At 59.8% G+C, this 19,840-nt stretch carries 17 protein-coding genes; 7 read left to right on the forward strand and 10 right to left on the reverse strand.

The window, feature by feature from the left end:
• Window positions 1-174: 174 nt before the first annotated feature.
• Window positions 175-1,212, forward strand: a complete 1,038-nt coding sequence (locus tag RB216_RS12435) for an Ldh family oxidoreductase (RefSeq protein ID WP_028615906.1) — start codon at window positions 175-177, stop codon at window positions 1,210-1,212.
• 34 nt (window positions 1,213-1,246) lie between these two features.
• Here RB216_RS12435 and RB216_RS12440 read toward each other — a convergent pair whose 3' ends face one another.
• A complete protein-coding gene (locus RB216_RS12440) occupies window positions 1,247-1,567 on the reverse strand; it encodes an ElaB/YgaM/YqjD family protein (RefSeq protein ID WP_016979401.1) in 321 nt (106 codons plus the stop codon).
• Window positions 1,568-1,730: 163 nt separating this feature from the next.
• Between RB216_RS12440 and RB216_RS12445 the strand changes: the two genes are divergently transcribed.
• Window positions 1,731-1,985, forward strand: a complete 255-nt coding sequence (locus RB216_RS12445; protein ID WP_003190904.1) for a hypothetical protein — start codon at window positions 1,731-1,733, stop codon at window positions 1,983-1,985.
• On the opposite strand, the gene RB216_RS12450 is transcribed toward RB216_RS12445, so the two are convergent.
• On the reverse strand, window positions 1,978-2,871 hold the full coding sequence (locus RB216_RS12450; protein WP_028615907.1) for a LysR family transcriptional regulator: 894 nt from the start codon (window positions 2,869-2,871) through the stop codon (window positions 1,978-1,980). The two genes, RB216_RS12445 and RB216_RS12450, sit on opposite strands and share 8 nt — an antisense overlap.
• 82 nt (window positions 2,872-2,953) lie before the next feature.
• On the opposite strand from RB216_RS12450, the gene RB216_RS12455 reads away from it, so the two are divergent.
• A complete protein-coding gene (locus RB216_RS12455; RefSeq protein ID WP_305384989.1) occupies window positions 2,954-3,880 on the forward strand; it encodes a carbon-nitrogen hydrolase family protein in 927 nt (308 codons plus the stop codon).
• Window positions 3,881-3,979: 99 nt separating this feature from the next.
• On the opposite strand, the gene RB216_RS12460 is transcribed toward RB216_RS12455, so the two are convergent.
• The 3 genes from RB216_RS12460 to RB216_RS12470 are packed head-to-tail and all read right to left on the reverse strand — an operon-like array spanning window position 3,980 to window position 6,432.
• Entirely contained in the window at window positions 3,980-4,525 is a 546-nt protein-coding gene (locus RB216_RS12460) for a GNAT family N-acetyltransferase (RefSeq protein WP_028615909.1), read from the reverse strand.
• A gap of 5 nt (window positions 4,526-4,530) precedes the next feature.
• A complete protein-coding gene (locus RB216_RS12465; RefSeq protein ID WP_016979398.1) occupies window positions 4,531-4,992 on the reverse strand; it encodes an LEA/WHy family protein in 462 nt (153 codons plus the stop codon).
• Between the two features lie 12 nt (window positions 4,993-5,004).
• Window positions 5,005-6,432, reverse strand: a complete 1,428-nt coding sequence (locus RB216_RS12470) for a nucleobase:cation symporter-2 family protein (protein WP_028615910.1) — start codon at window positions 6,430-6,432, stop codon at window positions 5,005-5,007.
• Window positions 6,433-6,667: 235 nt separating this feature from the next.
• On the opposite strand from RB216_RS12470, the gene RB216_RS12475 reads away from it, so the two are divergent.
• The gene (locus RB216_RS12475; protein WP_308908761.1) at window positions 6,668-8,293 is read left to right on the forward strand and encodes a methyl-accepting chemotaxis protein; all 1,626 of its coding nucleotides are present in this window, start codon (window positions 6,668-6,670) and stop codon (window positions 8,291-8,293) included.
• A 131-nt stretch (window positions 8,294-8,424) separates the two neighbouring features.
• Here RB216_RS12475 and RB216_RS12480 read toward each other — a convergent pair whose 3' ends face one another.
• The 5 genes from RB216_RS12480 to RB216_RS12500 form a co-directional block, all read right to left on the reverse strand.
• Window positions 8,425-9,402: a 2-hydroxyacid dehydrogenase gene (locus RB216_RS12480; protein WP_028615912.1), complete on the reverse strand. Its 978-nt coding sequence runs from the start codon at window positions 9,400-9,402 to the stop codon at window positions 8,425-8,427.
• The gene (locus RB216_RS12485) at window positions 9,399-10,691 is read right to left on the reverse strand and encodes an MFS transporter (protein ID WP_308908762.1); all 1,293 of its coding nucleotides are present in this window, start codon (window positions 10,689-10,691) and stop codon (window positions 9,399-9,401) included. The genes RB216_RS12480 and RB216_RS12485 overlap by 4 nt, the downstream gene beginning before the upstream one ends.
• A gap of 45 nt (window positions 10,692-10,736) precedes the next feature.
• Window positions 10,737-11,678, reverse strand: coding sequence for a sugar kinase (locus RB216_RS12490; RefSeq protein WP_308908763.1), 942 nt, complete (start codon window positions 11,676-11,678; stop codon window positions 10,737-10,739).
• Window positions 11,671-12,453 carry a sugar phosphate isomerase/epimerase family protein gene (locus tag RB216_RS12495; protein ID WP_305384993.1) on the reverse strand — a complete coding sequence of 261 codons (783 nt, stop codon included), beginning with the start codon at window positions 12,451-12,453 and terminating at the stop codon, window positions 11,671-11,673. The genes RB216_RS12490 and RB216_RS12495 overlap by 8 nt, the downstream gene beginning before the upstream one ends.
• 128 nt (window positions 12,454-12,581) lie before the next feature.
• On the reverse strand, window positions 12,582-13,595 hold the full coding sequence (locus RB216_RS12500) for a LacI family DNA-binding transcriptional regulator (protein ID WP_308908764.1): 1,014 nt from the start codon (window positions 13,593-13,595) through the stop codon (window positions 12,582-12,584).
• Window positions 13,596-13,841: 246 nt separating this feature from the next.
• Here RB216_RS12500 and RB216_RS12505 point away from each other — a divergent pair, with 246 nt between their 5' ends.
• From RB216_RS12505 to RB216_RS12515, 3 genes are all read left to right on the forward strand, one after another.
• Window positions 13,842-15,125 carry a hypothetical protein gene (locus RB216_RS12505; protein WP_308908765.1) on the forward strand — a complete coding sequence of 428 codons (1,284 nt, stop codon included), beginning with the start codon at window positions 13,842-13,844 and terminating at the stop codon, window positions 15,123-15,125.
• A 230-nt stretch (window positions 15,126-15,355) separates the two neighbouring features.
• Window positions 15,356-17,338 (forward strand): hypothetical protein, encoded by a 1,983-nt coding sequence (locus RB216_RS12510; protein ID WP_308908766.1) that lies wholly within the window; start codon window positions 15,356-15,358, stop codon window positions 17,336-17,338.
• A gap of 220 nt (window positions 17,339-17,558) precedes the next feature.
• Window positions 17,559-19,826 (forward strand): autotransporter outer membrane beta-barrel domain-containing protein, encoded by a 2,268-nt coding sequence (locus RB216_RS12515; protein WP_308908767.1) that lies wholly within the window; start codon window positions 17,559-17,561, stop codon window positions 19,824-19,826.
• Window positions 19,827-19,840 lie beyond the last annotated feature (14 nt).

Below are 19,840 nucleotides of genomic sequence, written 5' to 3' on the forward strand. Positions count from 1 at the left end.
AGCCCCTCCGGGAAGTAGTGAGCCTAGAGTCGTGATACCAGGGTTCGGCAGTAGATATGTCTGACACGCCGGGCTGCGTGTCGTGGTCGACAGTCACGCGCGAAACACTGTTTAATCGTCACTGCCGATTGTTCGTACGCAGTGCCCCTTCCAATAATTAAACGGGAGCTACCGATGTCTGCATCGCCTTTGGATCACGACGTTTCAACCACGCACCTGAGCTACGAGACATTGACGCTACTGTTACAGCGCATCCTTCTGCGGCACGGCGCGTCTGAATCGGTGGCTCAGGTACTGGCCGAGAACTGCGCCAGCGCCGAGCGTGACGGGGCCCATAGTCACGGGGTGTTTCGCGTGCCTGGCTATGTGTCGACGTTGAACAGTGGTTGGGTCAACGGCAAGGCAGTGCCCATCGTTGAAGACGTTGCCAGCGGCTTTGTTCGGGTAGACGCGGCGAATGGTTTTGCCCAACCGGCGCTGGCTGCAGCCCGCTCACTGCTGGTCGACAAGGCGCGCAGTGCCGGCATTGCGCTGCTGGCGATTCATAACTCCCATCACTTCGCCGCGTTGTGGCCGGACGTCGAGCCCTTTGCCGAAGAAGGCCTGGTGGCATTGAGCGTGGTCAATAGCATGACCTGTGTGGTGCCCCATGGCGCCGACCGGCCGTTGTTCGGCACCAACCCGATCGCGTTCGCTGCGCCACGGGCGGACGGTCCACCCATTGTGTTTGACCTCGCCACCAGCGCCATCGCCCACGGCGACGTGCAGATTGCCGCACGCAAAGGCGAGCGCCTGCCACCGGGCATGGGCGTCGACAGCCTGGGACAGCCGACCCAGGACCCCAAGGCCATTCTTGAAGGCGGGGCGCTATTGCCGTTTGGCGGGCACAAGGGCTCGGCGCTGTCGATGATGGTCGAGTTGCTGGCGGCGGCGTTGACGGGCGGTAACTTTTCGTTCGAGTTCAATTGGTCGGAGCATCCGGGGGCACGTACGCCCTGGACCGGCCAGTTGGTGATTGTGATCGACCCGAGCAAAACCGCCGGGCAAAGCTTTGCCGAGCGCAGCCAGGAACTGGTGCGGCAGATGCATGCAGCGGGGTTGCGGCGGTTGCCGGGGGATCGACGTCATCGCACGCGCGCGAAGTCCCAGCAGACAGGTATTGAAATGGACACGAAAGATCTTAGGCAGTTGCAGGCACTGGCGGAAGGTTAAACGGGGCTGCGCCTGTTGCGCAGCCCCGATTGTTTCAGTTGCGACGGCCGAGCAGCAGGCCTACGACCAGGCCGAAACCGGCAGAAATCGCCACGGTCTGCCATGGGTGGCCACCGATGTAGGTTTCGGTGGCATCGACCACAGGCTTGCTGCGCTCGCGCACATTGGACACCGAGTCCAACGCTTGCTTGAGTTTGATGGCGACCTGCTCGCGCAGGGTTTCACCTTCCTCGCCGACCAGGGAGGCGCTGCTCTTGAGCAGTTTGTCCGATTCTTCGATCAGCGCGGTGAGTTCGCTGAAGGCTTGGTCCTTGATTTGGTCTTCGACGGCTTGGGCAGCAGTTTTGCGGGCCATTGTGTGACTCCTTGCGAGTGAATGTGACAGTGAACAATGGAGTATCGGGCGTTGGCAAAAGTTGCAGTTTTTTTGCCGACCGGCCGTTTCGAGCAAAATCCGGATCAGGAAAATTCGACCTACAGTGTAAGATGTCGCCTATTTGTGCAGCAGGTAAATCAACATGAGCTTCAATCTGGCCAACAAGACCCTCGCCGAACGTGCCGAGCTGGAAGATGAAAAGTCCCGCCTCTATGACCTGTGGCAAACCAACCTGGGCAAGGCCAAGGGCGAAGCGGCCCGCTTGTTCGGTGAGCGCGCCAAGCGCAAGGGCAAGTGGGCCGAGTGGGTGCGCGCCGAACTCGACGGCATGTCGCCGCCGGAGTTTTCCAACATGGTACGCAGTGAGGTCAACAAGTTGATGGCGGCGGCTAAGTAAAGCTCGCCACAATCGCTTCACGCACTTTCAGCAGCAGCGGATCGAGCTGCGCTTGGGTGCGCCAGCCCAACTCCACCGGGTAGCGCGGCAGGGCCAGTGGGCAAGCCAGCACCCGCAACCCGGTCATCGCGCCGATGGCCTCGGCGGCGTGACCGGGAATGGTCGCCACCGCTTGGCTGCCCTTGAGCAGAAAAGGTAGCGCCGCGAAGTGGCTGGTGGACGCACACACTTGTCGGCTCAGCCCTTGCGCCGCTAAACCCTCATCGGTAATCCCTATGAATCCGCCTGACGACACCAGCACGTGCTCGCGAGTGACGAACTCCTCCAGGCTGATGCTGGCCTGATCCGAATCCACCAGGCAGCGGTAATCGCCTTCTCCCAATACTTGGCGACTTAACCGGCCCTGGGCAAAGCCACCGGCTGTGATCGCAAGATCCAAGGTGCGGTCGAGCAGGGCGCCTGCGACGATCTGGCTATGGGTCTGGCGGAAAATCACCCGTAGTTTCGGTGCGCGCCGGGCGATCTCATCCATCAGCCTGCGGCCGTAGGCAATCTCGAAATCATCCGACAGCCCCAGCACTACGGAGCGCCCCTGATACTGCTGATTGAGCGGGTCGACCATGGCCAGGCTCTGCCGACAGCGATCCAGTGCTTCACTGATCAGCGGTTTCAACTGGTTGGCCCTCAAGGTCGGTGCCAGGCCACGCCCGGTGCGCACGAACAATTGATCGCCATACACCTCGCGCAAGCGCCGCAACCCCGCGCTGATGGCCGACTGCGTCACGCCCAGGCGCAAGGCCGCGCGGCTGGCGCTGGATTCGTCGTGCAGGGCTTCAAAGGTTTTCAGCAGGTTCAGATCGACCTGGGCGATATTGATTTGGCTCATATCATTCAGCACTGAGGTGGGCTTTATTCATGATCGAGGCTGGCGGGAGAATGGGCAACCCCCATTACCTGGAGTGAACACGATGCCTGTTTCTACTGTGGCGGCCCTGCAAATCGGTTCCCTGCCTGATGGCAAGGGCGAAACCCTGGCGCAGATCCTCGGTTATGAAGACGAGATCCTGCGCAGCGGAGCGCAACTGGTGGTAATGCCCGAGGCGTTGCTGGGTGGCTATCCCAAAGGTGAGAGGTTTGGTACGCAGTTGGGGTATCGCCTGCCGGAGGGGCGCGAAGCCTTCGCGCGCTACTTTGCCAATGCTATCGATGTGCCGGGCCCTGAAACGCAGGCATTGGCCGGACTGTCGGCGCGCACGGGCGCTAGCCTTGTTCTTGGCGTGATCGAGCGCAGCGGTAGCACGCTGTATTGCACCGTGCTGTATTTCGAGCCGGCGGGTGGGCTGGTGGCCAAGCATCGCAAGCTTATGCCCACTGGTACAGAACGGCTGATCTGGGGCAAGGGCGACGGCTCGACCCTGCCGGTGATCGATACGGCAGTGGGGCGTGTCGGCGGCGCGGTGTGCTGGGAAAACATGATGCCGTTGCTGCGTACGGCAATGTATGGCAAGGGCGTGGAGGTCTGGTGTGCGCCGACGGTAGATGAGCGCGAGATGTGGCAGGTGAGCATGCGCCATGTGGCCCATGAGGGGCGCTGCTTTGTGGTGAGCGCGTGCCAGGTACAGGCGTCGCCGGCAGCGCTGGGGATTGAGGTCGCCAATTGGCCTGCCGAACGCCCGTTGATTGCGGGGGGCAGCGTGATTGTCGGGCCCATGGGCGACATTCTGGCGGGACCGTTGCTGGGAGAAGCCGGGCTGCTGACGGCGCAAATCAATACCGATGAATTGGTGCGCGCGCGGTATGACTATGACGTGGTGGGCCACTACGCCCGGCCGGATGTATTCGAGTTGGTGGTGGATGAGCGCGCCAAGCCAGGCGTGCGCTACATCACCGACTAAAACACGATAGCCCCTGTAGGAGCCGGCTTGCCGGCGATAGCGTCGGTTCAGCCAGCCAATGCAGTGACTGATACACCGTTATCGCCGGCAAGCCGGCTCCTACAGAGGATGTGATGCCAGCCATTCTTCACGGGTCATTTCCCAGATGTCCCGTGGGAAAGTGCCTGCTACAAACGCTCCTTCATCCGTCCTGATCAAGCGCATCCCCGTGCGTTCTGAAATCCGCCGCGACCCCAGGTTGGGCGCAGCCTTGGGCACACGCATCAATGGCCGCTTGAGCACGCCGAACCAGTAATCGGTGACTGCGGCACTGGCTTCGGTCATCAGTCCCTGGCCCTGCCATTGCCGGCCCAGCCAAAACCCACGGTTGTCGTCCTCGGTATCCGTCAGGCAGATATTGCCGATCAGCGCGTCAGGCGCGCTTTTCAAACGGATCGACCAGTGCCATTCCTCGCCCCGTGCCATGGCCGGCAAGGCCACATGTTCAAGGAAGCTGTGCGCACCGTCGGCGGGGTAAGGCCAGGGCACCTCGGCGGTGAGATAGCGCACGACTTCCCAGTGGGGAAAAAGCTGCTGGATGACCTCGGCATCGTCCAGGGTCAGTGGGCGCAAGATCAAGCGTTCGGTGTAAAGCGTCGGTTGCATGGCGTTTACCAGGTGGCCGTATTCGGCAGGTCCAGTGTGCCACGGTCAACAAAGCGCATCGTGCCAAACAGCCCACCCGCCAGTTTGCCCCGCAGCACATAAGGCAGGTTGTTCAAACTCTGTGTTTGGCTCAGGCCCAGGGTTTGACGCAACACCGAAAACGCCGAAACACTTACCGGCACCATCAGCACGGTCTCGGAAAAGCGTGGGATGGAGCCGCGTTGATCACTCACACCTGACGCCAGCGGCCGGCCATTGACCTCCAGGTCCAGGGCCACGCCGTTGTAGTCGATCGCGGTTTCATTGGGGTTCTGCACCCGCAGCTTCACGGCGAAGCGCACTTCCAGGTCCTGACTCTGCAGGGGCTCGATGCCCACCACATTGATGTTCACCGGGTCACGGTTGGGGAACAGCGCGCAGGCGCTCAGGGTCAGCAGCAACAGCGATAGAACCATGAGCTTGCGCATATAAAAGTGCTCCTATTTCGTGACGTCCGGATCCTGCATCACTTTGAGGGTCGAAGACTCTGGATCAAATTCATCTTCTTCCAGCTCTATGAACTCTTCCGGCAGGAAAATGTTCAGCAGGATTGCACAGAAAGCCCCCACGGTGATCGGCGACTCGAAGATGTTGTGCAGCGCCTTGGGCAGGTCGCGCAACACTTCCGGCACGGCGGCCACGCCCAGGCCCATGCCCAGGGAAATCGCCACGATCAGCACATTGCGGCGGTGCAGCCCGGCTTCGGCGAGGATCTTGATGCCCGCCACGGCCACGGTGCCGAACATGATCAGGGTCGCGCCGCCCAGTACCGGCTTGGGCATCAGTTGCAGCACTGCGCCGATCATCGGGAACAGCCCCAGCAGCACCAGCAGACCGGCGATGAAGTACGCCACATAGCGGCTGGCCACGCCGGTCAACTGAATCACCCCGTTGTTTTGGGCGAAAGTCACCATCGGCAGGCTGTTGAAGGTGGCTGCCATCGCCGAGTTGAGGCCGTCGGCCAACAGGCCCGATTTGATGCGCTTGATGTACAGCGGGCCCTTGACCGGCTGCTGGGAAATCATCGAATTGGCGGTCAGGTCACCGGCCGCTTCCAGGGGCGAAATCAGGAAGATCACCGCCACCGGAATAAACGCCACCCAGTCGAACGAGAAACCGTATTTGAACGGCACCGGCACGCTGATCAAGGGCACCTGGGGCAATGCGGCCATGTCCACGCGTCCCATCAGCCAGGCCACGACAAAACCCAGGGTCAGGCCGATCACGATGGAGCCCAGGCGCAGGAACGGGTTGTTGAAGCGGTTGAGCACCACGATGGTCAGCAGTACCAGCGCTGCCAGGCCCATGTTGCTGGCGGCGCCGAGGTCGCTGGCGCCGAAACCGCCGGCCATGTCGGTGACCGCCACTTTGATCAGCGACAAACCCATCAAGGTAATGATGGTGCCCGTGACCACCGGGGTGATCAGTTTGCGCAGCTTGCCGATGAACTGGCTCAGCACCACCTCGATAAACGCGGCGAAAAAGCAAATGCCAAAGATCGTCGAGAGAATCTCATCGGTGCCGCCGCCCCGCGCCTTGACCATGAAGCCCGCGCTGAGAATTACGCTGATAAAGGAAAAGCTGGTGCCCTGAAGGCACAACAGCCCGGAACCGATCGGGCCAAACTTGCGCGCCTGCACAAAGGTGCCGAGCCCCGACACAAACAGCGCCATGCTTACCAGATACGGCACTTCGCTTTCCAGGCCCAGCACGCCACCGACGATCAGCGTGGGGGTGATGATCCCGACGAAACTCGCCAGCACGTGCTGCAACGCGGCAAAAATCGCCGCGGTGAAGTGTGGGCGGTCTTCCAGGCCGTAGATCAGGTCGGATTTATAGCGCGGGCGGGGGGCTTGAGCGTCAGACAAAATACGGGCTCGGGTCAGAAAATGGAGGCGCAGGATGCCAGAAAGCGCCGGTCGTCAGAAGTGTAAAAAAATATTTATGAATGACCTGCGGGAAACCCCAGGCCCTGCCGATACCGAGGATAGGCCCACATACCAACGACAACAGTGGTGACCACAGGTCGGAACGGCGCGTTGACGCCGACTGATCGTTTCGCGGCAGGGACGCTTGCAAACACTACTTCTGAGAGCACTCCCTATGTCCCTGCGCCAGTTGAACATTGCCCCTCGAGCGTTCCTCGGTTTTGCATTCATTGCGTTGTTAGTGGTTTTACTGGGGGTGTTTGCGGTCAACCGCATGGCACAGATTCGCCAATCCTCAGTGGAAATGACCGCGACCCAACTGCCCAGCGTGACCTCGCTGGGCATCATCACCGAGAACGTACTACGCCTGCGCATCCTGTCGTTCCGCGTGCTGGTCAACCGCGAGCCGGCCAGCCTGCAAGAGGCTGAAACCCGCATGGGCGTGCTCGCCGACAAGGTCAAGACGGCCCAAGCCAGCTACACAGCTCTACCTGCCGGCCCGAAAGAAGCCGCGCTGTACAAAACCTTCGTGGTCACGCTGGACAACTACTTCAAGGCACAGGCCGACATGCTCGCGCTGTCCAAGCAGGGCAAAGTGGATGAGATGCGCGCACTGATCAACAGCCGCATCAAGGACGGCACCGACCAGATGGGCGAGCAACTGAACAAGCTCATCGCTATCAACGCGGCCGATGCCAAGACCGCTGACGCTGAAGCCGGGCAGAGTTATGACGGCGCCATCACGGGCGTCATTGCAGTTTCCGTGGCTGCCGCATTGCTCACCGTGCTGCTGGCGTGGTTGTTGACCCGCAGCATTGTCACGCCGCTGCGCAAAGCTGTGGAGGTTGCCGAAACCATCGCCGGTGGCAACCTGAGTAAAGCCATCGAAGATGACGGCAAGGACGAACCGGCGCGCTTGCTCGGCGCCTTGGCGGCCATGCAGGCCAACCTGCGCCAGACCATCCAGCAGATCGCCGGCTCGGCCACTCAGCTTGCCTCGGCAGCGGAAGAGTTGAGCGCGGTCACTGAAGAAGCCTCCAAAGGCTTGCAGCAACAGAACAATGAAATCGATCAGGCGGCCACGGCGGTCAACGAGATGACGGCGGCGGTGGAAGAAGTGGCGCGCAACGCAGTGTCCACCTCCGAAGCGTCCAGCCAGTCCAACCAGGCTGCCCGTGAAGGGCGCGACCGTGTGGTGGAAACTGTCGGCGCGATCCAGACCATGACCCAAGACGTACAAAACACCGCCGCGATGATTGAAGGCCTGGCCACCCAAGGCCGCGACATCGGCAAAGTGCTGGACGTGATCCGCGCGATTGCCGAGCAGACCAACCTGTTGGCGCTGAACGCAGCCATTGAAGCGGCCCGTGCCGGTGAAGCCGGACGTGGCTTTGCCGTGGTGGCAGACGAAGTGCGAGCGCTGGCCCATCGCACCGCGCAGTCGACCCAGGAAATCGAGAAAATGGTCGCCGGCATCCAGAACGGCACCGGTGAAGCCGTGCAATCGATGCAGCAAAGCAACCAGCGCACCCAGGACACCCTGGAAATGGCCCGCGCCGCCGGTGTGGCCCTGGAACAGATCACCCAATCCATCAGCCTGATCAACGAACGCAACCTGGTGATCGCCAGCGCGTCGGAAGAGCAGGCTCAAGTGTCCCGCGAAGTGGACCGCAACCTGGTGAACATCCGTGACCTGGCGACCCAGTCGGCGGCCGGTGCCAACCAGACCAGTGCGGCCAGCCACGAACTGTCGCGCCTGGCGGTGGACTTGAATGGGATGGTGGCGCGTTTCGTTATCTGACCTGAAATGAGGTCAACATGTGGGAGCGGGCTTGCTCGCCAATGCAGTGGATCAGTCAAGAAGTCTACCGACTGACACACCGCATTCGCGAGCAAGCCCGCTCCCACATTGGTTTTGTGGCGTGTAAGGAATCAGCGGTTCCAGGCGTTGGCATTCACCAGGTTTTTTGGTCGCTCGCCTGCCAACGCCTGCAACAGATTATCCACCGCACATTTGGCCATGGCCTCCCGCGTTTCATGGGTGGCCGAGCCGATATGCGGTGTCGCCACCACATTGTTCAAGCGCAACAACGGCGAGCCGTGATCCAGCGGCTCCTTTTCAAACACATCCAAACCCGCCGCCCGAATGGTGCGCTGCTGCAACGCTTCCACCAGCGCCGCTTCATCCACCACCTTGCCCCGCGAAATATTGATGAAGATCGTCTCCGGGCCCATGAGCGCAAATTGTTCTGCGCCAATCAACTTCTCGGTTTCGGCGGTAAGTGGCAAGGTCAGGCAAACAAAGTCGGCCTGTTGCAGCAAGTCATTCAAGCTGCGGTACTGCGCGCCGAAACGTGCCTCCACCGCCGGCTTGGGCGAATGGCTGTGGTAGATCACCGGCATACCAAAACCAAAATGCCCACGCTGGGCCAAGGCTTCACCGATGCGGCCCATGCCGATGATGCCCAGGGTCTTGCCATGCACATCGCTGCCGAAATGCGCTGGGCCGATGTTTTTGTTCCATTGACCGGCGCGCACCATGTCGGCCAATTCGACCACACGCCGGGCGGTGGCGAGGATCAGCGCAAAACCGGTGTCGGCGGTGGTTTCGGTGAGCACGTCGGGGGTGTTGCTGAGCAGGATGCCGCGCCCAGTCAGGTAGTCGATGTCGTAGTTGTCGACGCCGACCGAGACGCTGGCCACGGCCTCCAGCTGCGGCGCCAGATCAAGCAGCTTGGCATCCAGGCGCAGGCTGGCGCCGAGCAGGCCGTGGGCGCCGGGCAGGGCGTCGCGCAGCTTGGCCAGGCCAGTGTCATCGAGCGCTTCGACCAGCGTGACCTCGGCCTGTTCATGCAGGCGGGCCATCAGTGGCGCGGAGAGTTTTTTGTACAACACGACAGACTTTTTCATGCGGCTTTTACCTTCAATTCAGGATTGGGCGCCGGCGTGCGGTCACTCGCGCCGGGCTTGAGAAAAATTGTCAGTACCACCGACAGCAGCAACGCGCCGCTCATCAGCAGGTACGAAGCGCCGGGCGAACCGGTGCTGCTATTGAGATAGCCCACCAGGTACGAGCCGCCGAATGAACCCAGGGCCCCCATGCTGTTGATCAGCGCCATGGCACCCCCGGCGACATTGGCCGGCAGGATCTCCGGGACAATCGCGAAAAACGGACCGTACGGCGCGTACATGCAGGCCCCGGCAATCACCAGCAAGGTGTAGGACCACCAGAAGTGTTCGGCGCCGAGCACGTAGGACGCGTAGAAAGCAATCGAGGCAATCAGCAGCGGCGGCCATACGAAACGCTTGCGCTTTTGCAGCTTGTCCGAGCCCCACGACACCACCAGCATGCCAATCACCGCCGCCAAATAAGGCAGCGCCGACAGCCAGCCGGCCTCGACCATGTCCATCTGCAAACCCTGCTTGAGGATCGACGGCAGCCACAGCACAAAGCCGTACACGCCAATGCTCCAGCAGAAAAATTGCAGGGCCAGGATGATCACTTTGGGCGAACGGAACGCCTCAGCGTAGTTCTTCACCGCCTTAATCCCGACTTGCTCGGCGGCCAGCGCGGTTTCCAGGTCCTGTTTCTCAGCGTCGCTCAGCCACTTGGCATCCTTTGGACGCTCATCGGCCAGCTTCCACCAGATAAAGGCCCACAGCACGGCCGGCAGGCCTTCGATGATAAACATCCAGCGCCAGCTGAAATGCTGCACCAGATAGCCCGATACCACCGACATCCACAGCATGGTCACTGGGTTGCCGAGGATCAGGAAGGTATTGGCGCGCGAGCGTTCGGCACGGGTAAACCAGTGGCACAGGTACACCAGCATCGCCGGCATCACGGCGGCTTCGACCACGCCGAGCATGAAGCGAATCACGATCAGCATGTAGGCGTTGGACACCACGCCGGTAAGGGTGGCGAGGCCGCCCCACAGGATCAGGCTGACGAAGATCAGCTTCTTGACACTGCGTTTCTGCGCGTAGATCGCCCCCGGCACCTGGAAGAAAAAGTAGCCAAGGAAAAACAGCGCGCCCAGCAATGACGACATGCCGGGAGTGATCATCAGGTCCTCGGCCATCCCGGAGGCGGCGGCGAAGCCGTAGTTGGCGCGGTCCAGGTAGGCCAGGCTGTAGGTGATAAAAACGATGGGCATGATGTACCACCAGCGGCGGGTGGCGAGCTTCACGGTTTGCATGGGGTTGCTCCTGAGCTTGTTGTAGTTGTGGCAACAGGTAGTGGGTTAGGCAACGGATCGGATCGGTAACTCTGAACGGATGGGCAGGCCTTCCATATCGCCACGGCTTTGCACGGCGCGACTGCCGATCCAGTTACCGCGCTGTACCGCCTCGGGGAAGCTGAGGTTTTCCAGCAGGGCGCTGATCATGCCCACGGCAAAACCGTCGCCGGCACCGACCGTATCCACGACTTTTTCCACCCGCACGGCGGCGACAAAGCCCTGGTCCATCTGGGTGCGGTAGTAGGCGCCATCCGGGCCGAGCTTGATCGCCACGGCTTCGGCGCCCTGGTCGAGGTAGAACGCGGCGATGTCGGCCGGGTCATCGAAACCGGTGAGCAGGCGGCCTTCGCCCAAGCCTGGAAAGACCCAGTCGGCCAGGCCGGCGAGTGCGTTGATTTCGCGGATCATTGTCTGTTGGCTGGCCCACAACGACGGGCGCAGGTTGGGGTCGAACGACACGCTGCGCCCGGCCTTGCGCATCTGGGTCATCAGCTCGACGGACAACTCGCGCGTCGCCTCGGACAATGCGGGCGGAATGCCGGTGGCATGCAGATGGCGGGCTTGCAGCAGGGCAGGGCTGATGGCGGCGATAGACAACTGACTGGCCGCCGAACCCTTGCGGAAGTACTCCACCTGGGGATCATCGCCCGCTTCTTCACGAGACTTGAATTGAAAACCGGTGGGGTGTGCCGGATCGACCGCCACATGCCGGCAATCCAGGCCCTCCTGGGTCAAGGTGTCGACCACAAAGCGCCCGAGCGAATCATTGCCCACTCGGCTCAGCCAGGCGACGTTGAAACCCAGGCGCGACAAGCCGATGGCGACATTGCTGTCGGCACCCGCGATCCGTTTATGGAACTGAGCCACCTGGGCCAAATCGCCGGTCTGTTCGGCGACAAACATCGCCATGGTTTCACCAAACGAGAGGATATCGATCTCAGACATGCGCATGCTCCGAACGAGGTTGGCCCAGCAGGGTGAGGGTGGCGACCTGCTGCGCAGTGACCGCGACCAGGTCATCGCCTTGCAGCGGGAATTCCACGGCCCGGTTAATACCTGGAGTCATGTGCTTGAGCAGTTGTTCCCACAGATGCAGGTCGGTGGCGCCAGGCGGCAGGGCGACCAGCTTGCCGTCGGCACGCCGCGCCACCGCCTTGCAGTGCAGGTAATCCACATGCCGGCCCAGCAGGCGCGCGGCGGTGAGGGCGGATTGGTCTTGCCACTGCCAGTTGCCGATGTCGAAGGTCATCTTAACCGGCAGGCCCAGGCGTTCCACTTCGGTGAAAAAGCGCTGCATGGGTTCGATGCGGCCACCGTGCAGGGTCTGGTCGTTCTCTACCAGCAGGCGGACCGGGTGGCGGTTGAGCAGGGCGTGCAGGCTTTCCAGGTCGTTGGTGTCGGTGAAGTAGCCGAGGGAGACTTTCAGCCAGCGTGAGCCAAATGCCTGCGCCCGATCCAGGGTGGCCGCGAGTTCGGCATTCGCTTGGGCACAGCCGGCGACCCACAGTTCCAAAGGCGATGAGAACACCGACTTCAAATGCTGTTGCGCTGCTGCCTGGGCCAGTTCGGTGGGCTGTTCGTCCGTTAAAAGCTCTTCGCGCCATTCGATGCACTGGGCGCCGGCGGCGGCGAGGACTTCGACGAAACTAAGCTGGCCCTGCTGACGTACCAGCTCGGCGCCGTAGCTGGAAAGGCTGATGGAGACGGGGTATTTATGCATTGTTGTTTACCTCTGAAACCGGTTTCATTTTTATACGTAAACCAACATCTGTAGGAGCCGGCTTGCCGGCGATAGCGTCCTTGGAATGGACGCTTGCCTCAAGAACCCCATCGCCGGCAAGCCGGCTCCTACAAGGGGGTTGTGGAGCCTCGGATGATCAGTTGGGGCAGGAAGTCCAGGGTGCGTGTCGGCTCGGTATCGCCGCGCAAGCGCTTGAGCAGGCAGTCGAATGCGCTGGCGCCGATGGCTTCGGTGGGCTGGGCGAGGGCGGTGATGCCCGTGCCTACCAGCGGATACCACTCCAGGTCATCCAGGGCGATCAGGCCGATGTCGTCGAACAAGTTGCAACCAAGGGTTTTCAGTGCGCGGGTGCAGGCCAACGCCGCGACACCGTTGGCGCAGAACAGCGCCTTGGGGCCAGGTTTTGCGAGAAAGGTTTCCAGGTGTTTTTGCAGCGTTTCATCCAACGCCAACACAGCGCCGGTCAATGCCGGGCGGCTAGCGATTTCAGCCTTGAAACTGTTCAGGCGCTCCAGGCGCGAACTGGTGCCATCGGTGGCTTCACTCACCATTAGCACATCGCGATAACCCTGCTGCTCCAGGTGCTCCACCGCCATACGCACCGCCGCCGGGTTGTCCAGGCCGACGAGGTCGCTGTGCAGCGGTTCGACCTTGCGGTCCACCAGTACCAAGGGCATTTCCCGTTGCAGTTCCAGCAGTTGGTCAAGGTGATGGCCGAGGGTGTTCACGATCAACCCTTCGATGTTGTACGAACGCAGCGCTGCCAAGTGCTGGCGTTCTTGCTCGTCATCGCGGTCGGTGTTGCACACCACCAGGCTGTAGCCGTGTTGACGGCAAGCGGTTTCGACACCGTGCATCACGGCAATGGAATAGGGGTTGCGGATATCGGCCACCAACATGCCGATCAGGCGCGTGCGCCCACGTTTCAGGCCACGGGCCATCTGGTTGGGTCGGTAGCCGAGTTGTTCGATGGCTTGCTCGATGCGCAGGGCAATGCCATCGGAGAGCAGGGCGCGGTCGTCGCCGATAAAGCGCGACACGCTGGCCTTGGACACGCCGGCGTGTTGGGCCACGTCGAGCATGGTCACGCGGCTGCGTTGGGCGGCGGAAAATGAGGTCACGGTAGAGCCTTTCTTATTGGAATTCGGATTGCACTGAAACCGGTTTCAGAAGACACCAGCCATTGCTTGCAGTCAAGAGGAAATTCGCAGGATGACACCGTGTTCAGGTTGATGAGTCCGACGGGTGGCAATTGCACCTGTTAGTTCTGACAGTATCCGGGCGGGCGTTTCGGGTGTTCAATCGGCTTCAAGTTAACGGCATTACCGCATTAAGCGTGTTGGATGTTGGGTCCATAGGAGGGCGGCATGAGCAAGCCAAAATCGATAAAATCAAAGCCCAAAAAATCACAGGCGGGTAAGGGTGCTGCTGGTTCTGAGGCCGTCCTGGCTTTTGATGGCCCGCAGGTGGTTCGCGCGCTGCCAGATGGATTAGTGCCTGCGCAGTACTATTTCAACGATCTGGAGTGCGAAATCGTTACTCCATGGACCTTTCTGCCCGAAGCTGGCGAGACTCATTACGTCGTACCCGTATGGGATGACCACAGCGCCGCACCCGTCGACGTGCTACCGGCCTTGCGACTGGATGGCCCACTCACCGCTGGGGACTTTCCTTATCCATTTGAAATTCCCCAGGCTTTCCTGCTGAGAAGTGCGATTGTCGATCTCTCTTTTCGAATCCATCTCGACTCGCCAACCTCACCAAATTTCGATATTTCTGAGCCCACATTGCTCAGAATAGACCGCGATGCGCCTGGGGTGGGAGGGCCGCTGCTACCCGCCATTTTTCCGGTTGATCCGATCACTGACGCTTACTTGGGCATGACGCCACTGGTGCCCATGGAAGTTCCCGGGGGTTATCTGGGACGTGAGATTGGTGATGAAATACTGATGTATTTTTCGGATATGAACACATTACCGACCGGTGCTCCCGCTGTGGTTTCCCCGCCGCTGATCAGTGCTACTGGGCAAATATTCGTGAATGTCCCCAATACGGTGTTCCAGAATTTCCCGGGTGCTGCTTTTATTTTTTGCTTCTACCGGCTGCGCGATCGCGCCGGTAATCTCAACCCAGAGTTTTCCCTGGTAGCGCAGGCCGCGCTGCGAGTGGGGCTGCCCGCCCCGACTTATATGCGGCCGCGCTTTCCGCAGGCTGACTCCGAACCGCTAGCGAACCCGAACAGATTTATGACGTGCGCCTGCACACCCAAAATCTGGTTCGGCGTCGAAATTCGCATTGACCCGAATACAGGCCCGGGCACGGGTATCCAACACGGGGACTTGGTCGTGATGCACTTTCAGGGATACGGCCAGGCCCCCGATGTGAATCCACTTCCTGACATCGTCGATACACAAAGTCACATTTGGGACGGGGTGGCAGACGCCTTGGGTTACTCCTTCTGGATTCTCGATGTAGAACGTTTGATCCGCCCGCTCAAGGAAAATGCGGGGGGGGAGGCGAATTACAGGGTGTACAGGGGGGGGGGATTGATTGGCCGGTCTGCCTCCCGGTTCGCACGGTTTGACCGCGTAGTGTCGTCGGCGCCACCCACTCGCTATTGCTGGATTGACGGCAATGCGCCTGAGCCCTGACCCCGGGGCGCACACGCACAGCCTCCTGTGTGTTTAGCGCTATCGGGGCACCGAGGCGGATTTCATTGCAAGCATTTAGTGTTTTGGCTATGCCGCATATGAAGCGGTAGGGAGAGGTATTGCCGGGAAATGAGTTCGTTGGCACTTGAGGTCGGAGGTCGAACGCAGCCCGGCGGATGAGTGGTTTTTTGTAAGAAACCTATATTGGACGAACGTGGAGATCATCAAAAATGAGCAGCAATCCGAATATGCCACTGACCCCCCGGGCAGCCCCAGCCGCTCCCACAATTGTGGGGGCATTGGATGATGCCACCGGGACGATTTTGGCCCGTAATGCGACGGCCGACCTCACTGTACGATGCAAAACGGGCGACATTTCAGATTACGATGATTTTATCCAAGTCGAAATGGCGGACGATTCGCAACCGTTAAAGGTCTGGGTTCCTGTGACATCGCCGATGCAAATGAGTACGGACCCTACTTTCCCTATCCCTGTTAGGTTCAATATCACCGTACGCGCGCCAGCAGGTGGTTTCCGGCATGGTTTCTATCTGCTACGTAGCGTTCAATACCTCAACCTCGGTGGTGTACCGGCAGCGACGGGAGAACCCTCGGACCCTGGTAATTTTACCGTTGACCTGCTTTCGCCCTATTCCGATGCCACCTTTCGTGATCAGCCCGGTGCAGTAGGATGGCCCGCAACGCTTCCCGTAGGTGCGGTGATCGACAACGCATATTTGGTCATGTATGGCGGGGTGGAGTTCGTTATTCCTGATAACACCTTCGTGCCTCCCCCAGGCAGGTGGCAGGCTGGTGACTTCATTACCTTCTACTGGAGCCCGGTGATGTTCCCGCGCCCAGCGGACATCGTCAGCCCCCCCGGTGGGATTCCAATGCTGCCGACAGGCAATACGTTTTTCCTACCGGCAGCAATGATTGATTTGAGTGGGGACTACTACGCGTTCTACACCCTCACAGACCGGGCGGGTAACGTCAGTCGCCCTTCGTTCGTCGAAACTCGGCGCGTTGCCTTGATCGACGATCCGGAACGCAAAGCCCCGCATTTACCGCTGGCACCTGTACCCGATCTTGGTGAAACAGACAACTTGATTGATATCAAGGATTACCTGCTTAACCCTGAAGTATGGGTCAGGACGTATAACAATCACGCCCCCTTGCTTGATCGGCTGGAAGTGAATATTGGTGGCCGGGGTTACAACGGTCTGGGAATGCCATTCACAACGTTCCCGCAGAAATTCGGTAATTTGCAGGCTGAATTCCGTGCCGCTTATACCCAGGCCATTGGGCCACAGCCGACGACCGTACAGTATCGGATTTCCCGCAATGGTACTTCTTTCCCTTCGTTCATTCACACGTTCATGCTCGATTTGTCGGTAGGCGGTCCCGTGAACCCTGGTGAGCCGGGTTCACCCAACCCCAACCTTAACCAGGCCCACGTATTCGGTGCTGGCTCGACCACTCCGGACGTATTGCTGCCTGCCCATGCTAATCAACAGGTACGCGTGGACATCGCACCGTGGACCGTTGCAGAGTTGCCGCATTCGGGACAGTCGATCATCTTCCTCTGGGAGGATGAGCGGGTCGGACCGTTCCCTGTCAGCGCGACGGCCAATCCGATCTCGTTCTTTATTGACTGGGACGTAGTCGCCCGTCATGGCAACGACATGAAGACCATCAAGTATCTGGTCCTCGACCCGGCGACAACCAACGAAAACGAGTCGCCACCCACCACGGTCGATGTGCAGGGCGCCGTCGTCGTGGAGTTGGCGAAAGCACAGTATGTGGTTACGACTGCGGGTCGTTGGTTCTGTTCGGACTTGGAGACTCGGACGCCCGGCACTCCGCCCGTGCTGTTTGGTAAGGTTCATGTGCCAGGCGATACACGCATGGCCGTCGGTATGCCACTGACATTGACGTTGATCCTTCACAATACCTACGCCGACCTGCCAGCCGGGCCGTTCACGTTGACGCTTACTCACCCGAGCTTGAGCCAAGCCGACATCGACAACGGGATCACGTTCGAAATTGACTACCAGCCTTACCTGGCTCAGGCCCCGAGGGGGACGTGCGCGGCGACCTATGAGACGGTTTTGAGCAATGGAGTGACCGGCTATGGTGAGCAATCGGATATACGTAGCACGCTGGCGAACACCCACTACTTCTGCGATGGGACCAATATTCCCTCACCTTGATCAAGCCTGAAAAGAATAGGGGAGCGCAGCTCCCCTTTTTTGTTTTGCGCAAGTATTTCCCCCTGCCCTGACCGCTGCCGGTTCACTCGCCTTAATAAGATAAATCCTACATAGATTGGGATGCTTTATCCGTACTCTCTGCGCCGCACAGGTAAGGCTCCATTCCTTGGGAACGAGCCAAACCGTTTTCATCGGCTCTAACCCCAGAGAGTGAACGACCATGCACGTACCAGCCCACTTCAAGCTCAAGCCCCTGAGCGCGATTATCAAAGTCCCGACCATGACCCTGCTTATGTTTGCAGCGGTTCATGGGGCTGCCCACGCCGATCATTTGATTGGCGAACAAAAGACCATTGACGCCAGTGAAACGTCCAAAGACTGGCAACTGGATCATAAGTCCGAACTGACCCTTAATGGCGCCGCTGCACAGAGTATCCTGGTCAATGATTCGGCGTTGATCGTGAACGCCGGCAGTCGAGTGAATGATATCCGCGCTACGCAAGGCTCGACTGTCAGTCTCACTGGTGCACATGTGGAGTCGAGCAACCCGTCGTTTGGCGCCGTACGCCTGGATGACAGCACCGCAACCATCACCGGCAGCACCCTGATCAGCCATACCAATTTTGGCTTGCAGGCGTTCCAGAGTGCCGGTTCGCTTAAGGGTGGGGTTGCTGAAGTGTTCAGCAGTGTCATCAAAGGCGCTACTGCCGGTGCGCTTGCGCAAGGCAACAGCGAGCTGCATTTCAACCAAAATACCTGGGTTGAAGGCACCGGTGCCGACAGTGCCGGCGTTCGACTGGACAGCGGCGCACTCGTAACCGCCAGCCAAAGTACATTGATCGGTGGCAAGAACGGTGTACTCATGACGAACCTGTTGAACAGCGCTGAAACCGGCAAGCTGGTGCTGGACAACTCGCATGTCGAAGGTCGCACGGGTTCCGCGATTCTTGTAGAAGGCAGGCCGGGTCGTGTTCCGACGGTCGACATCGACGTACGCAATGGTTCGACCTTGACCGGTGGTAACGGCACGCTGTTGGAGGTGAACGGTGGCGCGACCGCCAATATGAATGTCGATAACAGTTGGTTGAACGGCAATGTGATTGTCGAGGATGGCAGTACCGCGCATTTGAGCCTGCAGAACAATGCCGGCCTTACCGGCCAGTTGAAAAATGTCACCAGCCTGAACGTGGGCGATGCATCGTTTTGGGAGTTGACCGGCGACAGCCAGGTGGGCGCCTTGAACCTGGCTGGTGGCACGGTGAAGTTTGGTGCCACTGATGCGTTTTATCAGTTGGACCTGGACACCCTGGAAGGCAACGGCACCTTTGTCATGGGCACCGATTTTGCCCGTGGTATCACGGACTTTCTTAACATCGAAGGTGAGGCCAAGGGCAATCACAGCCTGTTGCTCGCTGCCAGCGGTGCGGAGCCGGTCAACCCCGAAGACATTCGCATCGTGCACACCGGTGGCGGCGACGCCCATTTCTCCCTGGTGGGCGATGTGGTCGACGTAGGTGCCTACTCTTACAGCTTGAAAAAGGAAGGGACCGACTGGTTCCTTGACCCGAACAATCGCGTAATCAGCCCTGGCACGCGTTCGGTAATGGCGCTGTTCAATACTGCACCTACCGTGTGGTACGGCGAGGCAACTTCACTGCGTACCCGTATGGGTGAATTGCGCTTCGAACCGGGCCAGTCGGGTCTGTGGATACGCGGTTATGGCAACAAATACAAAGTGTCTGACAGCACGGGCGTAGGCTACGACCAGACTCAACAGGGCTTTACCCTGGGCGCCGACATGCCGCTGGCCGATAGCCAGTGGTTGGTGGGTGTGATGGCCGGTCACAGCACATCTGACCTGAACCTCAAACGCGGTACGTCCGGTAACGTGAAAAGCTACTACCTGGGCGCTTATGCCACCTGGCTGGACGAGGAGAGTGGCCTGTATTTCGATGCGGTCGCCAAGGTCAACCGGTTCCACAACGAGTCCAAGGTCGGTTTGAGCGATGGCACCACGTCGAAAGGCAAGTACAACAACACCGGTGGTGGTTTGTCGGCTGAGTTCGGTCGCAACATCAAGCTCGATGACGGCTTCTTTGTTGAGCCGTATGCCCAGGTGTCGACCGTGGTGATCCAGGGTGCCAATTACAACCTGGACAATGGCCTGCAAGCCAAGGGTGAGCGCACTCGCTCGATCATGGCCAAGGCCGGTGCAACGGTTGGGCGTGATATCCAACTCGACAGTGGCAGCGTGGTCCAGCCCTACCTGCGGGCGGCAATGGTGCACGAGTTTGCCAACAACAATAAGGTGTCGGTGAACAACAATGTATTCAACAACGACCTATCTGGCTCGCGTGCCGAGTTCGGTGCGGGGGTAGCGGTGAAGCTGTCGAAGAACCTGCAACTGCATGCTGACCTTGAACACAGCAGCGGCGGCAAAGTTGAACAGCCTTGGGGTGCCAACGTGGGTGTTCGTTACACCTGGTAAATCCCGATTAGGAA

It is taken from the genome of Pseudomonas canadensis (assembly GCF_030980095.1).
Taxonomy (GTDB): domain Bacteria; phylum Pseudomonadota; class Gammaproteobacteria; order Pseudomonadales; family Pseudomonadaceae; genus Aquipseudomonas; species Aquipseudomonas canadensis.

Excerpts from the sequence above, each read along its gene's own strand:
- RB216_RS12480 (WP_028615912.1), bottom strand. The coding sequence starts at position 9,402 with ATGAAAAAGTCTGTCGTGTTGTACAAAAAACTCTCCGCGCCACTGATG.
- RB216_RS12445 (WP_003190904.1), top strand. The coding sequence starts at position 1,731 with ATGAGCTTCAATCTGGCCAACAAGACCCTCGCCGAACGTGCCGAGCTG.
- RB216_RS12435 (WP_028615906.1), top strand. The coding sequence starts at position 175 with ATGTCTGCATCGCCTTTGGATCACGACGTTTCAACCACGCACCTGAGC.
- RB216_RS12485 (WP_308908762.1), bottom strand. The coding sequence starts at position 10,691 with ATGCAAACCGTGAAGCTCGCCACCCGCCGCTGGTGGTACATCATGCCC.
- RB216_RS12460 (WP_028615909.1), bottom strand. The coding sequence starts at position 4,525 with ATGCAACCGACGCTTTACACCGAACGCTTGATCTTGCGCCCACTGACC.
- RB216_RS12510 (WP_308908766.1), top strand. The coding sequence starts at position 15,356 with ATGAGCAGCAATCCGAATATGCCACTGACCCCCCGGGCAGCCCCAGCC.
- RB216_RS12465 (WP_016979398.1), bottom strand. The coding sequence starts at position 4,992 with ATGCGCAAGCTCATGGTTCTATCGCTGTTGCTGCTGACCCTGAGCGCC.
- RB216_RS12440 (WP_016979401.1), bottom strand. The coding sequence starts at position 1,567 with ATGGCCCGCAAAACTGCTGCCCAAGCCGTCGAAGACCAAATCAAGGAC.
- RB216_RS12490 (WP_308908763.1), bottom strand. The coding sequence starts at position 11,678 with ATGTCTGAGATCGATATCCTCTCGTTTGGTGAAACCATGGCGATGTTT.
- RB216_RS12455 (WP_305384989.1), top strand. The coding sequence starts at position 2,954 with ATGCCTGTTTCTACTGTGGCGGCCCTGCAAATCGGTTCCCTGCCTGAT.
- RB216_RS12450 (WP_028615907.1), bottom strand. The coding sequence starts at position 2,871 with ATGAGCCAAATCAATATCGCCCAGGTCGATCTGAACCTGCTGAAAACC.
- RB216_RS12505 (WP_308908765.1), top strand. The coding sequence starts at position 13,842 with ATGAGCAAGCCAAAATCGATAAAATCAAAGCCCAAAAAATCACAGGCG.
- RB216_RS12495 (WP_305384993.1), bottom strand. The coding sequence starts at position 12,453 with ATGCATAAATACCCCGTCTCCATCAGCCTTTCCAGCTACGGCGCCGAG.
- RB216_RS12475 (WP_308908761.1), top strand. The coding sequence starts at position 6,668 with ATGTCCCTGCGCCAGTTGAACATTGCCCCTCGAGCGTTCCTCGGTTTT.
- RB216_RS12515 (WP_308908767.1), top strand. The coding sequence starts at position 17,559 with ATGCACGTACCAGCCCACTTCAAGCTCAAGCCCCTGAGCGCGATTATC.